The organism is Rhizobium sp. A22-96 (genome assembly GCF_053521805.1).
The window spans coordinates 258772-271986 of the sequence record NZ_JBNWDQ010000006.1; the positions used below are offsets into that span (position 1 = coordinate 258772).

Sequence of the window (13215 nt, forward strand, 5' to 3'; positions counted from 1 at the left end):
TTGCCATCGCAAACCGCTGTCGCTTCCGCCCACGCCATCCTGAAGACGAGCGGGATGGACAGGCCTTCAACAGAAGGCCGCCAGCGACTGAGTGATTTGGCGGATGGCCGTAAGGCGACGAACGATTGCCGCTAGACGCGGCCGAGCATGATGTTCATGGATTTCCTCCCAATGGCCGATCGGTTTGGAACCGATCGTCTCTGTCCTCTACAGATCGGGACAAGCTGGCATCGATTCCTGTCAGAGAACTGTCACGACGGAAGAAGTTTGAAATTGCGAGGCAGAGACCTTTATCGGATAGGTGCCGCGTCTAAACTGCGGCGAGATGTTCGATCGCCCCACTGGTCAGTTCGAGCGCGGTAGCTTCGACGATTGCATCTATCGCCACGCGCAGGCGCGGCAACATAATGGTTGCGGCCGGCCAGACGGCGTGAACAGGTAGATGACCAGAAATGCGATCTTCAAGAACAGAGATCAACTGACCGCCGGAAATCTCGTCTCGCACCAGCCATTGAGGCACCAGACCAAGCCCTTGCCCCGATCTGATCGCCGAGAGCGTGAGAAGGCTGCCCTCCAGCAGCAGTCGCGTCCTCGGATGCCATATCGATAGCTCGCCGCTCGGTAACCGAAATTGCCACGGCGCCGGACGGCCGTTCTTCGGGGCGCCGATCAGATCGTGATCGGCGAGATCCTCGATCGTCTCCGGCCGCCTGCGGTTGTCGAAATAACCTCGAGAGCCGCAGAGAACGAGGCGCTGCACACCTAACCGCCGGGCGATCAGCCCGCCAGTGTCTGGCAATTCACCGATGCGAACGGCCAGATCGATGCCACTGTCGGCTAGATTGATATGCTCGATTGAGGTGCTGATATCGAGACTGAGCCGGGGCCATTTACGCGAAAGGGCGTAAAGCGCCGGCGCGACGATTTGCGAGCCGAAAAGCGGCGGCAGGCTGACATTGAGAGTACCCGCGGGCTCGTCGGAAAGGCCGGAGATTATCGTCTCGACCCGATGAATATCCCGCCAGGCGGTCTCGCAGACATCGCGGTAGGCGATGCCTTCCACCGTCAACGATAGGCTGCGGGTCGTGCGCTTGAACAGCCTGATGTTCAGGCGCTTCTCGATGCGCCCGATCGCCTTGGCAACCGCCGAGGCGGAGAGCCTTAACCGGGTCGATGCCGCAACGAAACTTCCCGCTTCGCAGACCGCCAGAAACACTCCGATATCGTCGCCCGGCTGATGCTGCATGGGGTCACTATTCAAGAATTTAGTTCGGTAATATAACGATTTTTTGTCGCTTTAACAGCATTTCAGGCGCGGATAGCTTCGTTTCATGACCAATATTCGCACCTACGCCATCATCGGAGGCACGTCAGGCATCGGTCTGGCGCTTGCTCATACACTTGCAAAACGGGGAGACCGGCTGCTGATCGGCGGCCGGTCTCCGGACAATCTCGCCAAAGCCCTGGCCGCGCTCGGCCCTGCGGCATCCGGCCGAACCGTGGAGATAACGGACCGCACCTCGCTCGATGGCTTCTTTGCCGAGGCGCCGATGCTATCGGGCCTTTTCACACCTGCCGCCTCCTATCAGACCGGCACCTTCCGCGACGGCGGCATCGAAACCAGTGAAGCCTTGTTCGAGGCGAAGTTCTGGGGACAATATCGCGCCGTCCATGCCGCGCTGCCGCATCTTCGTGCCGATTCATCTGTCGTGTTGATGTCCGGTGCCGCCTCGGCCCGGCCAGTCGGCGCCCCGGCCTATGCCGCCTGCAATGCTGCACTTGAGGGGTTGGCGCGCGGCCTTGCACTGGAACTCAATCCGATCCGGGTGAATTGCCTCTCGCCCGGCACGACGGATAGCGAATTGTGGCGCAACCGACCGGACCATGTGCGGGAGCCGGCCTACGAGTACTGGCGCAAGATCTGCCTCGTCCAAAGGCCGGCCACAGTCGAAGAGCAAGCCCACGCTGCCCTCTTCCTGCTCGACAACACCAACATGACCGGCAGCACGCTCTTCTGCGACGGCGGCTACACCATGCGCTGATCCGAAAGGTGACGGCGCCCAGGCCTGTCGCGTGACGTCCTGCTCCAAAGATCTACGTTAACCATCTATTAAGATTTGCGGCCGCTCGGCGATGACCCAAATTGACTTCGCGGGCCGCAAAACTTAACAATTCGTTAACACTGTTCCTTTGGGCAAAGGCGTTTGTATGTTTTGCGTCGTCCGGCCAGCCAGCCTGTTCTCTGCTGGCAAAACTATTGTCTCTGCCTTCACTTTTGCGGTCGCACTGCTTGCCTGCAATACAGGCGCCTCGGCAGCGTCGGACCCGATCATGCCCACAGGCTCGATAACATCGCAGCCGATCGGGCATTACGAATTCTGCCAGCGACGCCCTGAAGAATGCTCGATCCATCCGACTGACTTGCGTCCCCTTCAGATCACGCAAAAGGTCTGGGACGAAATTGTCGAGGTCAATACCTCGGTGAACACATGGGTCAAGCCGATCAGCGATCTCGATCACTACGGCGTCGTGCAATACTGGAACTATCCTGACGACGGCATGGGCAATTGCGAGCATTATGCCCTGGAGAAGCGCCGCGAACTGATGAAGAAAGGCATTTCGCTTGCCGATCTGCTGATCACGGTCGTGCGTCTTCCGGATGGAGAAGGTCACGCCGTCGTCACCGTGCGCACCGACCGCGGCGATTTCATTCTCGACAATCTGACCGATCAGGTCAAAGACTGGACGCACACGCCCTATCACTATCTGAAGCGGCAGGCGATCAACGACACCGGGCGCTGGGTTGATATCATCCAGAAGCCGACCGTCGTCGCGAGTGTGATGAACTAAGCCATTCCCCAAAGGCAGGCTTGAAGCGTCGTGCCCTCTATTTTTCCAGCATGCGTGCCAGCATGTGCCTGATATGATCCTGGCCGCCGAAGAAGATCGCAACGACGGTAATCATCAGCCGTTCTTCGTCCGATCGAAACCAGACAACGGCCTTGTCGCGCCGCAGAAAGCGAATACCCGGATGAATATCCGGCCGCAACGTTCCGATGTAAGGCGTCTCCACCAAACGATCGATATCCGTGCGAAGCTGGCGAATCCGGTCGGCCGCACGCGCCCAGGCTTCGTCGGAAGTGTCTCCCAGATCACCGTAGGCCTCGAACAGATGATCGAAGATCAGCTCGAAATCGAGGACAGCATCCCGCGAATATTCAAGATTCCACACTGAGAGCTCGCCGCTTACGCTCGATCATATCCTCGATGCGATCTTCCATATCGGTGGCCGAGATCTTCGAGCCTTCCAGCCGCCGCTGGATCACGGTGCGCAGTGCTTCCGTCTCGGCGGCTTCAGCCTCCGTCTTTTGACGAAGAAGCTCCAAGCCCTGCTGCAAGACCGAGCTCAAACTTGAATAGCGCCCAGCGTCAACAAGCGAACGCGCGAATGCGTCCTGCTGATCCGTCAGGGAGATCGATGATTTGATACTCATTGGTTGGGCTCCTTTTGGCGTAAAGTGCTACTCAGTCGCATATATGTCAAGACATCCGTCTTTCGGGTGATCGAGCGCTAAACCAGCCTTGACTTCGAATAGTAAATAATAAATTCTCTATTCGTTTTTAGGAGTTGCAATCGTGAACGACGCTGCTGCCATCACGCCGGGCCAAGTATCGGATGAATTTGCCATGTTGGATGCGACTGCCCAAGCCGATCTTGTTCGGCGCGGAGAGGTCACGCCGCTCGAACTTGTCGACGCGGCCATCGCCCGAATAGAGCGCATCAACCCCGACATCAACGCTTTGGCTTCGGTGGATTTCGATCTCGCCCGCAAGCGCGCTGCCGAGATAGAGACGAACGGTCCCTTCGCCGGCGTGCCGACGCTGATCAAGGACCTCATGCCCTATCCCGGTCACGCAGCGGCATTCGGAACACGCCTGTTTGCCGGCCAGAAGACTCCTGCGGGCTCCCCCTATACCGACGCCCTGGATGCCGCCGGGCTGATCGTTCTCGGCAAAAGCGCGACCTCCGAATTCGGGCTGCTCGGCACGACCGAAACACTTAGCAATGGCGCAACGCGCAATCCCTGGGATGTCTCCCGATCGCCCGGTGGTTCATCGGGCGGCGCTGTCGCCGCGGTTGCCTCTGGCATGGTGCCGGTGGCCCACGCGTCTGACGGCGGCGGCTCAATTCGCGGACCATCTTCATTCACAGGCCTCTTCGGCTTCAAGCCCAGCCGGGGGCGCACCGTGTCCAATGGCATGCCAGCCGAAATGCCGACGGCGCGGCTGATCGCAGACCATTGCGTCAGCCGGTCGGTCCGCGACAGCTACCATTGGCTATCCTTCACCGAGCGAGCGGACCGGGTGACCATGCTTCCATCACTCGAGGCTTTGAGGAAATCGCCGCGACAGCAATTGCGCATCGGCGCCTATCGCCTGGATTGCTTCGGCTCGCAGCCATCTTCGGATGCGCAAACCGCGCTCGAAACGGGTATTCGGCTTTGCCGTCTGCTGGGCCATGACGTCATCGACGTTCAAGGCCCAACGATCGATACTCGCGCCACAGGTGAGGCATTCTTCACGCTGACGGGTTACAGTATCGGCCAGCTGCTGAACCAGGTGCGGCAGATGCTGGGGAGCAGCTTCAATCCGGATCTGTTCGAGCCATATACGCTTGATCTTGCCCGCAGGGCAGAGGGCACGCCGCCCGAAACCCTGGCAAGGCTGGTGACAGCGCTCCATCTCGCAGAACGGGATGCCGATACGTCGCTCGCGGACATAGACATTCTCCTTTCGCCCACTGTCCCGATGCCGGCCTTTCCGCTCGGCACGCATGGACCAGAGCAGGCGCCTGCCGAAGCGGATGCATTCATAGCGAGGCTTGCGGGGTATACGGTCGTCGCATCGCTTGCCGGCTGGGCGGCAATGTCGGTTCCCCTTCATCGTATCGCGAGCGGCCTGCCGATCGGCTGCCATTTCGCTGCCGCCAGAGAGCGGGATGACCTCTTGTTCTCACTGGCGCTCCAGCTCGAGGAAGCCGCGCCGTGGATGAGCGATCTGGCCACTTTACCCGAGGTGACCGCATGCCGCAAAAGCTGAAGGATGAGGTGCGTGATCGCATCGTCGAGGCGGCAGGCACCGTCTTTGCCGAGCAGGGCTTTACGGCAGCCAGGCTTGCCGATGTTGCGGAGCGGGCCGGCATCAGTACCGGCAACATCTACAAATATTTCGAAGACAAGGAGGCGCTGTTCAATGCCATTGTCACCGCGCCCATTGCAGCGCAACTGCTACGGCTTTTGCGCGCTCGTCTGAGAGAATTCGAAAGGCTGGATCATTGGGAAGGCGCCACCGCAAGCGGCTCGGATGCTGCGCGCGCACTTCTGTCATTCTGGATCGACCATCGTCTTGCCGTACTCATCCTCCTGCGCGGCGGCCGCGGCACGCGCTTCGAACGGGTGAGGACTATGATGATCAACGAGATGGAGCGCCTCGCCTCTGCATACGCGGAGAAAAAGGAGGGCGACGATGCACTGTCGCCGTCTGCAAGATTCGTATTGCACAAGGTCTTTGCCCGCACTGTCGACATGATCGCAGACATTCTCGAAGCGCACCAAGATCCGCAGGCCATCCAACAGGCAGTCGCCGTCTTCTGGCGCTATCAGCTTGCCGGATTGCAGGCTTTGTTAAACCCTGGCCCGCGCTGAAATATGGAGCCATAGCTGTCATCAACCTGACTCCGCCATCATCCCGCCCATGCAGCGGCCGACCAGTTCAATTGAAAATTGACTGCCTCGGTTGGCCCATGCTAGGCCTCGAACATGCCCAGACCGACCAGAGCCGAAATTGACGCTGAGATCCTCGATCACGCCGCAGGATTGTTCGCGAAGCACGGTTTCGCCAACACCTCGCTCCAACAGATCGCGGATGCCGTCAACTATTCGAAAGCCGGGTTGCTGCACCACTATCCCAGCAAGCAGGCGCTCTACGATGCGGCGATGGAAACGAGCCGCGATCACATGGAGACATTGCGCGCCAGTGTGGAAGCTCTTGCTCCCGGCATCGAGCGCGATCGAGCCGTCGTGGAAGCTTCCGTCACCTTCGCATATGATTGGCCGGGAATTTCAGCATTTCAATACCGTTTGGCGGAGAATGGGCAGAACGCCGATCCCGAAATGATAGAGCTCGGGATGATCATGTATGCGGCACTTGGCATTGATATGCAGTCCGTCGAGCAGGAACGGATCGTCCGCGTCACGAGCGCATTCACCGGTCTCGGGATCACGGCATCGGTTGCCGTGCGCGCGGATCTCAAGCGGGAGTGGCGCGGCTTTATCGTGGCGGCTGCGATGGACGCACTCGGTCATGCTGGCAGCAGCTCAAGGAAGGCGAGCTGATTGCTGGATAGTTTCCAGCAGGGCGGCTATCTCAACCGACTGATCATCAATCTCTTTCTTGCTTCCACGCCTAATCCCTTGGCGGAATCGGCTGCAGAAACGCGCGCTCGTAGCTAAGGAACGGCGGCTGCTTTCCAAACCGTGCGTTGGCTTCGATACCGTCAGGATCGTTGGCGATCTTTTCGCGGTAAGTGAGATACGCCTCATCATCTGGAAAGGTGAACAGGGCTATGGCAATATCGTCAGCCCCGTCCTCTCCCACGCCTGGAAAGCTTATGCCAATGCCGGTTGGTCTCTTACGGGGAATGAAGTAGCCGTGATGCGTCCCACCGTGGCGCTCGATAAGTTTGATCCAAATTTTCGCATAGGCTTTGAAGTCCTCGATCCTGTCCGGATCGAGGCGATAGCGAACCTCGCATGTTACTGGCGCATTCGACATCGAGCATTGCCTCACTCAGAAAACACTACTGCTGGCATGGCTGCAAAGCTGAGTCCATGGAGAACAATGGAGAGGGTTGCGGCAGAGCTGCTCGCTCGACATCAGATGAACTTCACGCTGCCGCTCGCAGGAAGAAGCGGCAGCGGTCAATCATGCTTTCTCCCGTGCGGAGTTGTCTTTGGATAGCATGAAGAGAAAATCGACATCGTCACCGATGATGGCGTCGATCAGCCCATCGGCAATGCACTGCCGGATCATCGGAAGGTAGTCACGTCCGCTCTGCCAGAACAGAGCCAGCTTCTCAGGCAATGGCAGGCTGAGACGCACGGCAATACCCGCTTCCCGGAGCGCTTCGGCGTCGGCTCGATGAAAGCGGTTCAGTTCCAGAGAGACACCGTCGATCCCGCCTGAGCGCATCGAAGCCACGATATCGACCGGGCGGTGATGCAGGATGGCTTCCGTCTGCAGGCGGGGCTCTTTTTCCTTCACGCGCCGAAGATCGATGTGGTCGAAGGAGGATATGGCGACATGCTGGAAGGCATCGAGATCCCGCAACGTGCCGACCATGATGTCGATCAGGCGGTCGCCCCGTTCCGGCTCCTTCATCTCGATTGCCAGGCGCGTATCGCTTTGCTTGGCCCAAAGGACGACATCGGCGAGCGTCGGCACAGGCGTACCGGCAAAACGCCCATCGAATTTCGCGCCGGCATCGAGCGTCAGAATATGCTCGAGATCATGATCGGCGACAAAGCCGAAGCCATTGGTGGTCCGCTCCAGCGTGCGGTCATGGATGACGACGATCTGGTCGTCGCGTGTCAGCATCAGATCGATCTCACTTTCGTTCGCACCGGCCGCGACGCCATGCTCGAATGCGAGGATGGTGTTTTCCGGAAAGCGGCGGCTGAAACCGCGATGGGCGGCGATGCGCAGCAGGCCATGACGAGCCGCGTTGAGAGGCAAAGGCACTGGAATTCTCCTTGAGGGTCGAAACGATATTTGGGGCTAGTGAAGCGTTGGATCGAAGGCGTCGCGCAGGTAGTCACCGATGAGGCTGATCGACAGCGACAGCAGAAAGATTACGATCCCTGGCAGCATCGAGATCCACCATTCGGTCATGATGTAGTCGCGCCCCGCGCCCACCATGCTGCCGAGACTGACCAATGGCGGCTGGATACCAAGCCCGAGGAAGCTCAGCGCCGATTCCTGCAGCAGGATCTCCGGCAGGATCACGGTCAGATTGACGAGAACGACCGAGAGGATATTCGGCAGGACATGCAGGAAGGCGATTCGCGGCATGCCGGCGCCATTGCGCTTCAAGGCTGCGACGTAGCCGCGCTCCAGCTCCAGGCCGGCCATGGTGCGCACCAGCCGGGCATAGCGCTCCCAGCCGTAGAGGCCGAGCAGCCCCATGAAGAGCCAGAGATTGTCGCCGAAGAAGGCGAGCACGGCGAGCGCGATGATCAGGAATGGCATCGAGGCCTGGAAATCTACCGCCACCCGGATCAACATGTCGGCAAAGCCGCGGCGAAAGGCGGCAAGCAGCCCGAGCGTCGTGCCGAGCGCCAGGCTGATCGCCGAAGCGCCGAGCGCGATGAGCAGGCTGGTGCGCAACCCGTAGAAGATGCGGCTCAGAATATCACGGCCGAGTTCGTCGGTGCCCAGGATATGCTTGAACGTGCCGCCGAATAGGAGTGGCGGAACCTTGCGAGCGTGAAGATCGATCTGCGCAAAGCGGTAGGGTGCAAAAACATTGGCAAAGATCGCCACAAGAATGAAGCTGACAAGCACGATGGCGCAGAGCGCCGTCGTGACATCGAGACGCAGACGGCGCGGGGTTTTCTCAGGCTTGACCTTCGAGAGCACGTCGGCGTCGGTCGCTATGTTCGTCATGGCTATGATCTTTCCATTGGCCGATCAGGCCGAAGCCCGATGCCGCAGGCGCGGATCGGCGAGAATGTAGAGGCAATCGATGAGAAGGTTGGCGCCGACCATCGTTGCGGTGATCAGCAGCACGATCGTCTGCACAATATTGAGGTCGCGTTGCGCCACCGATGACACGAGGAAGCGGCCGACGCCCGGCCATGCATAAACGGTCTCGACCACAGCCGCGCCGCCGATCATGCCGCCGACGAGGAAGCCCAGCATGGTCAGAAGCGGCAATGCCGCATTCGGCATGACATGCTGCCATAGAACGGCGCGTTCGCCGATCCGCTTGGCACGGGCGGCAAGGATATAGCGCTGCCCCAGCACCTCAAGCACGCTCGAACGGACGAAACGAGCAATGATGCCGGCATTGTAAAGACCGATCACCAGAACCGGCATGACCAGATGCGCCACCGTCGACCCGCCACCGCTCGGCAGCAGCCGCAACGACACCGCGAACAGCTGGATGAGGAGGATAGCGATGAGGAAATTCGGTAGCGAATGCATCAGCACCGCCAGCATCATCACGAAACGGTCGATCAGACCGCCCCGGTTGCGCGCGGCCAGAATGCCGAGAGGCACGCCGGCGCCGAAAGCCAGAACAAGAGCTGCACCCATCAATTCCAGCGTCGCCGGCACCTTGGATAGCACCAGCGTCAGGGCGTCCTGTCCGTTCAGCAGCGAGGTACCGAAATCGCCACGCAATAGATGGCCGAGATAGGAAAAATACTGGATATAAAGCGGCTGATCGAGGCCCCATTGTTGCCGCATCAGCGCCACCACTTCCGGCGGCGTCTCGACGGGCAGCAGCGAATGCAATGGATCGCCGCTGACGCGCAGAATGATGAAGGTGAAGGTGATCGCCAGGAAGAGCGTGACGAGGGCCCTGAGCAGAGCGCGCGCGATGGACTGAAGCATGGCCTGTTCCTTCAGAGCGCTTCGAGCACGGCTGTTGCCTGTCGCATCTTGCTGCGCCGTCCGCGCGGCACGGCGGAGAGAAGCTTTGCCGTGTAGGAATGAGCGGGATTTGCAAAGACGTCTTCGGTCTGGCCGGTTTCGACAATCTGTCCCGCCTCCATGATCGCGACGCGATGCGAGACGTGGCGGACGACGCGCACATCGTGGCTGATGAAGAGCAGCGACAGGCCGCGGGCACGCTGAAGATCGAGCAGCAGATTGAGAACCTGCGCCTGCACCGAGACGTCGAGTGCCGAGACCGGCTCATCGCAGAGCAGGATCTTCGGCTCGACGACCAGAGCGCGGGCAATGGCCACACGTTGCCGCTGCCCGCCGGAAAGCTGATGCGGAAATTTCTCCAGGGCGGAGACCGGCAGGCTAACGGCCTTGAAGGTCTCGGCGGCGCGGTCAAGCCGGCTCGACGGATGACCGATACCGTGGATCGCCAGTGTCTCCAGCATCTGGTGGCCGACGCTGCGGCGCGGATCAAGCGCGCCCAGCGTATCCTGCGAGATCACCTGCAAATGCTTCGCCAGCCCACGCCGGTTGGGTTTCATCAGGCTCTTGAAAGACGTGCCAAATAGCGCGATCTCGCCTGAGGTCGGCTCACGATCGCCGCATAGGAGCGAGGCAAGCGTGGACTTGCCGCAACCGGATTCCCCGACCAGTCCAAGCGTTTCACCGGGTTTCAATTCCAGGCTTATATCCTTGATCGCGTGAAATCCCTGAACTCGTCCGGGCCATAGGGAGAAGCCCGGCGAATAGGAAAAGTGCAGATTGCGGGCGACGAGCGCGATATCTACCCCTTCCCCACTCGATGGCGCGGTCTTTTCAAGCGTCATGGGAACTCCAGGGATTGAAACAGGCAAGCGAGGCCCTGCCGGCAATCAGCGGCGGCACCGTCGTCGCACAATTGGTCTCGACCCGCGGGCAGCGCGGTGCGAAGGCGCAGGCCTGCGGCACTGTGCCGTGCAGCTTCAGTTCGCCGGGAATATCGGCGAGCTTTTCGAGCGGCCTGCCGCGCCCGGGCATCGCCTCCAGCAGCAGCCGTGTATAGGGATGGCGCGGATTGTCGTAGAGATCATCCGTCCGGTTGATCTCGACCAGCGAGCCCGCATACATCACGGCAATACGGTCGCAGACCTCGGAGACGAAATCGAGATCATGGCTGATGAAGATCATCGGGATGCCGCGCTCGCGTACCGCCTTGACTAGCAGCGCCACGACCTGCGCCTGAACGGTGACGTCAAGCGCGGTGGTCGGCTCATCGGCAATGATCAGCCGAGGCTGCATGGCAAGCGCCATGGCGATCATCACACGCTGGCACATGCCGCCGGAAAATTGCGCGGGATAGGCATTGTAACGCGTTTCCGGCTGTGGAATGGCCACCTCGGCCAGAAGCCGCAGCGCCTCGGCCTTAGCTTCGGCCGGTGACAGGCCGGCACTCACGGCCGCCTCGGTGATCTGAGAGCCTATGGTCCGCACCGGATCGAGACAGGAGACCGGCTCCTGAAAGATCAGGCCGATGGGCGGCAGCTTTGCACGCGCCATCGAGCCAAGCTCGCCCGCGTCGTACATGGAGTCCTGAAAGGAAATATATCCCGTCGCCCGAGCCGTCGGACCAAGCAGGCCGGCAAGGGCAAGACAGGTGACGCTCTTGCCCGATCCGCTCTCCCCGACGATGCCAAGGATTTCGCCTGCGGCAAGGTCGAAGGAGACATTGTTGACCGGATGGAATCGACCCGACTTCGTTTGAAACGTGACACTCAGATCGTCAACGGAAAGGACGGGAGGAAGCATCTCAGGAAAGCTCAGCTCTTCTGCTCTTCGAAGGCAAGGCTACCCGCGCCAAGATCCATCTGGAATGCCGGCAGCGGCTGCCACTTGATGCCCTTGCGGATACCGAAGAAGACGGCGTTCTGATGCAGCACCGTCACGCCCGGATCCTGCCATTCGATCAGATTGAGCATGTCGCGGAAGATCTTGGCGCGATCGGCCGGATCGACGGCCTGCTCCATCTTCGCGCCGAGAGCATCGAAATCCGCGTTCTGCCAGATCTTAAAGGAATTCAGGTTCCCGGCTGAGCTGAACTGGGTGAAGAAGGAAATGTAGGGGTCCGGGATCTGGCCGGTGCTTGACCAATTGCCGGTGGCGCGGGTCGAGGAATTTTCGAACAGCTTACCGCTTTCGACGAACTTCATCTTGGCATTGACGCCAACGGCCTGCCACATGGCGACGACCGCCTGCGTGACGGGGTTTTCCGCCGTGTAATAATTGTTCTGCGAGCGGATTTCGATTTCTTCACCGTTGTAACCTGCATCCTTCAGGAGCTGCATCGCCTGATCCGGATCATATTTGTAGGCCGGATAATCCTTGAGATAGACGGGACCATAGAGTTCGAACTGCAGGCCGTTCGGCACCCTGGTGCGGCCGTTCCAGATGGTATCGACGATCGCCTGACGGTCGATGGCAAGGATGAGCGCCTGGCGAACGCGCGGGTCTTTGAGAGCTGGATTGTTCTTGTCGAAAAACAGGATGCGATGGTTGGGGACCGGACCACCGACAATCTCATGGCCAGTGCTTGCGGTGACGACCGCAAGCTGATCCGGCGGCAGGTCTGTGGCGATGTCGTAGTCACCCGCCAGCAGCCCGGCGATGCGCGAGGACACTTCCGGCACGATGCGCAACGTCACGCGCTTGGCAGCCGGCTTGCCGCGATACGCCTGATCGTGAGCAGCCAGAACCACATTTTCATTGGTCGCATAGCTCTCGACTTTATAGGGGCCGGCGCCGACAGGCTTCTGGCGCCAGGTCGTCCAGTTGCCGCCGTTCTTCTGCCAGGCGTCCTTGCTGATGACGACAGCGGCATAGGATGCGAGGCGCTGCAGGAAGATCGGATCCTGGAATTTGGTGACGAAGCGAACGGTCAGCGGATCCACAACTTCGACATGATCGAGGCTGGTGAAATTGGTGCGATAGGTGGGGTAGCCCGGCGCATCCTTGTTCAGAAGCCGCTCAGGGCCGAACGAGAAGGCGACATCCTCGGCTGTCATTTCGCGACCATCATGGAAGATCACGCCCGGACGCAGCTTCATTTCCAGAACCGTCGGCGAGACCCAGGTCCAGGACGTGCCGAGATTGGGCTTCACCGAAAAATCGCCACGCATGTCAAGCGCGAGAACCGTCTCGTGGATCGAATAATTGTTGCGGAAAGCGACGTTGCTGGCTGCATCGACCGGCTCTTGCGATATCGGATTCTGCTGAACGGCAATGCGAAGCTCAGGCCTGTTGTCCTCACCATTATCGGCCCAGGCAGAGAGCGCCGGCACGAAAGTGGAGAGGCCGGCCGCCGCTCCCAAGAGCAGCGTGGTGCGGCGGGTAACAGCCATATTCAGGCCGCTGAGCAAGGGATCGGACATCGGCACAGTCTCCAAATAAATGAGTTGCACAAACGTTTGCGCAAATGAAAAACAGCCACTTGCGCTCAAAACTGCCGTTTCA

General features: G+C 59.9%; 15 protein-coding genes. 5 read left to right on the top strand and 10 right to left on the bottom strand.

The features are described 5' to 3' along the window. Positions 1–310 precede the first annotated feature (310 nt). Positions 311–1246 carry a LysR family transcriptional regulator gene (locus ACQZ6F_RS25975; RefSeq protein ID WP_449094610.1) on the bottom strand — a complete coding sequence of 312 codons (936 nt, stop codon included), beginning with the start codon at positions 1244–1246 and terminating at the stop codon, positions 311–313. 85 nt (positions 1247–1331) lie between these two features. Between ACQZ6F_RS25975 and ACQZ6F_RS25980 the strand changes: the two genes are divergently transcribed. Then, positions 1332–2042, top strand: coding sequence for an SDR family oxidoreductase (locus ACQZ6F_RS25980; protein ID WP_449094611.1), 711 nt, complete (start codon positions 1332–1334; stop codon positions 2040–2042). A 166-nt stretch (positions 2043–2208) separates the two neighbouring features. Further along, positions 2209–2850, top strand: coding sequence for a transglutaminase-like cysteine peptidase (locus ACQZ6F_RS25985; RefSeq protein ID WP_077467458.1), 642 nt, complete (start codon positions 2209–2211; stop codon positions 2848–2850). Between the two features lie 37 nt (positions 2851–2887). Here ACQZ6F_RS25985 and ACQZ6F_RS25990 read toward each other — a convergent pair whose 3' ends face one another. Beyond that, positions 2888–3232, bottom strand: a complete 345-nt coding sequence (locus tag ACQZ6F_RS25990; protein ID WP_449094612.1) for a type II toxin-antitoxin system RelE/ParE family toxin — start codon at positions 3230–3232, stop codon at positions 2888–2890. After that, positions 3219–3494, bottom strand: a complete 276-nt coding sequence (locus ACQZ6F_RS25995; RefSeq protein WP_449094613.1) for a type II toxin-antitoxin system ParD family antitoxin — start codon at positions 3492–3494, stop codon at positions 3219–3221. The genes ACQZ6F_RS25990 and ACQZ6F_RS25995 overlap by 14 nt, the downstream gene beginning before the upstream one ends. 142 nt (positions 3495–3636) lie before the next feature. Here ACQZ6F_RS25995 and ACQZ6F_RS26000 point away from each other — a divergent pair, with 142 nt between their 5' ends. The 3 genes from ACQZ6F_RS26000 (at position 3637) to ACQZ6F_RS26010 (ending at position 6395) form a co-directional block, all read left to right on the top strand. Beyond that, complete coding sequence (locus ACQZ6F_RS26000; protein WP_449094614.1) at positions 3637–5100, top strand: amidase; 1464 nt, start codon at positions 3637–3639, stop codon at positions 5098–5100. Beyond that, on the top strand, positions 5085–5705 hold the full coding sequence (locus ACQZ6F_RS26005) for a TetR/AcrR family transcriptional regulator (protein WP_449094615.1): 621 nt from the start codon (positions 5085–5087) through the stop codon (positions 5703–5705). Before ACQZ6F_RS26000 ends, ACQZ6F_RS26005 begins: the two co-directional genes overlap by 16 nt. Positions 5706–5819: 114 nt before the next feature. Beyond that, positions 5820–6395 carry a TetR/AcrR family transcriptional regulator gene (locus tag ACQZ6F_RS26010; RefSeq protein ID WP_174073510.1) on the top strand — a complete coding sequence of 192 codons (576 nt, stop codon included), beginning with the start codon at positions 5820–5822 and terminating at the stop codon, positions 6393–6395. Positions 6396–6465: 70 nt separating this feature from the next. On the opposite strand, the gene ACQZ6F_RS26015 is transcribed toward ACQZ6F_RS26010, so the two are convergent. From ACQZ6F_RS26015 to ACQZ6F_RS26045, 7 genes are all read right to left on the bottom strand, one after another. After that, on the bottom strand, positions 6466–6834 hold the full coding sequence (locus ACQZ6F_RS26015) for an NIPSNAP family protein (RefSeq protein WP_449094616.1): 369 nt from the start codon (positions 6832–6834) through the stop codon (positions 6466–6468). A gap of 150 nt (positions 6835–6984) precedes the next feature. Continuing rightward, complete coding sequence (locus tag ACQZ6F_RS26020) at positions 6985–7800, bottom strand: glycerophosphodiester phosphodiesterase (RefSeq protein WP_449094617.1); 816 nt, start codon at positions 7798–7800, stop codon at positions 6985–6987. Between the two features lie 36 nt (positions 7801–7836). Beyond that, entirely contained in the window at positions 7837–8724 is an 888-nt protein-coding gene (locus ACQZ6F_RS26025) for an ABC transporter permease (RefSeq protein WP_449094618.1), read from the bottom strand. A gap of 24 nt (positions 8725–8748) precedes the next feature. Further along, positions 8749–9675, bottom strand: a complete 927-nt coding sequence (locus tag ACQZ6F_RS26030; RefSeq protein WP_449094619.1) for an ABC transporter permease — start codon at positions 9673–9675, stop codon at positions 8749–8751. An 11-nt stretch (positions 9676–9686) separates the two neighbouring features. After that, positions 9687–10556: an ABC transporter ATP-binding protein gene (locus tag ACQZ6F_RS26035; RefSeq protein ID WP_449094620.1), complete on the bottom strand. Its 870-nt coding sequence runs from the start codon at positions 10554–10556 to the stop codon at positions 9687–9689. Further along, positions 10546–11514 (bottom strand): ABC transporter ATP-binding protein, encoded by a 969-nt coding sequence (locus ACQZ6F_RS26040; RefSeq protein WP_449094621.1) that lies wholly within the window; start codon positions 11512–11514, stop codon positions 10546–10548. Before ACQZ6F_RS26040 ends, ACQZ6F_RS26035 begins: the two co-directional genes overlap by 11 nt. Before the next feature lie 11 nt (positions 11515–11525). Beyond that, positions 11526–13133 carry an ABC transporter substrate-binding protein gene (locus ACQZ6F_RS26045; protein WP_449094622.1) on the bottom strand — a complete coding sequence of 536 codons (1608 nt, stop codon included), beginning with the start codon at positions 13131–13133 and terminating at the stop codon, positions 11526–11528. Positions 13134–13215 lie beyond the last annotated feature (82 nt).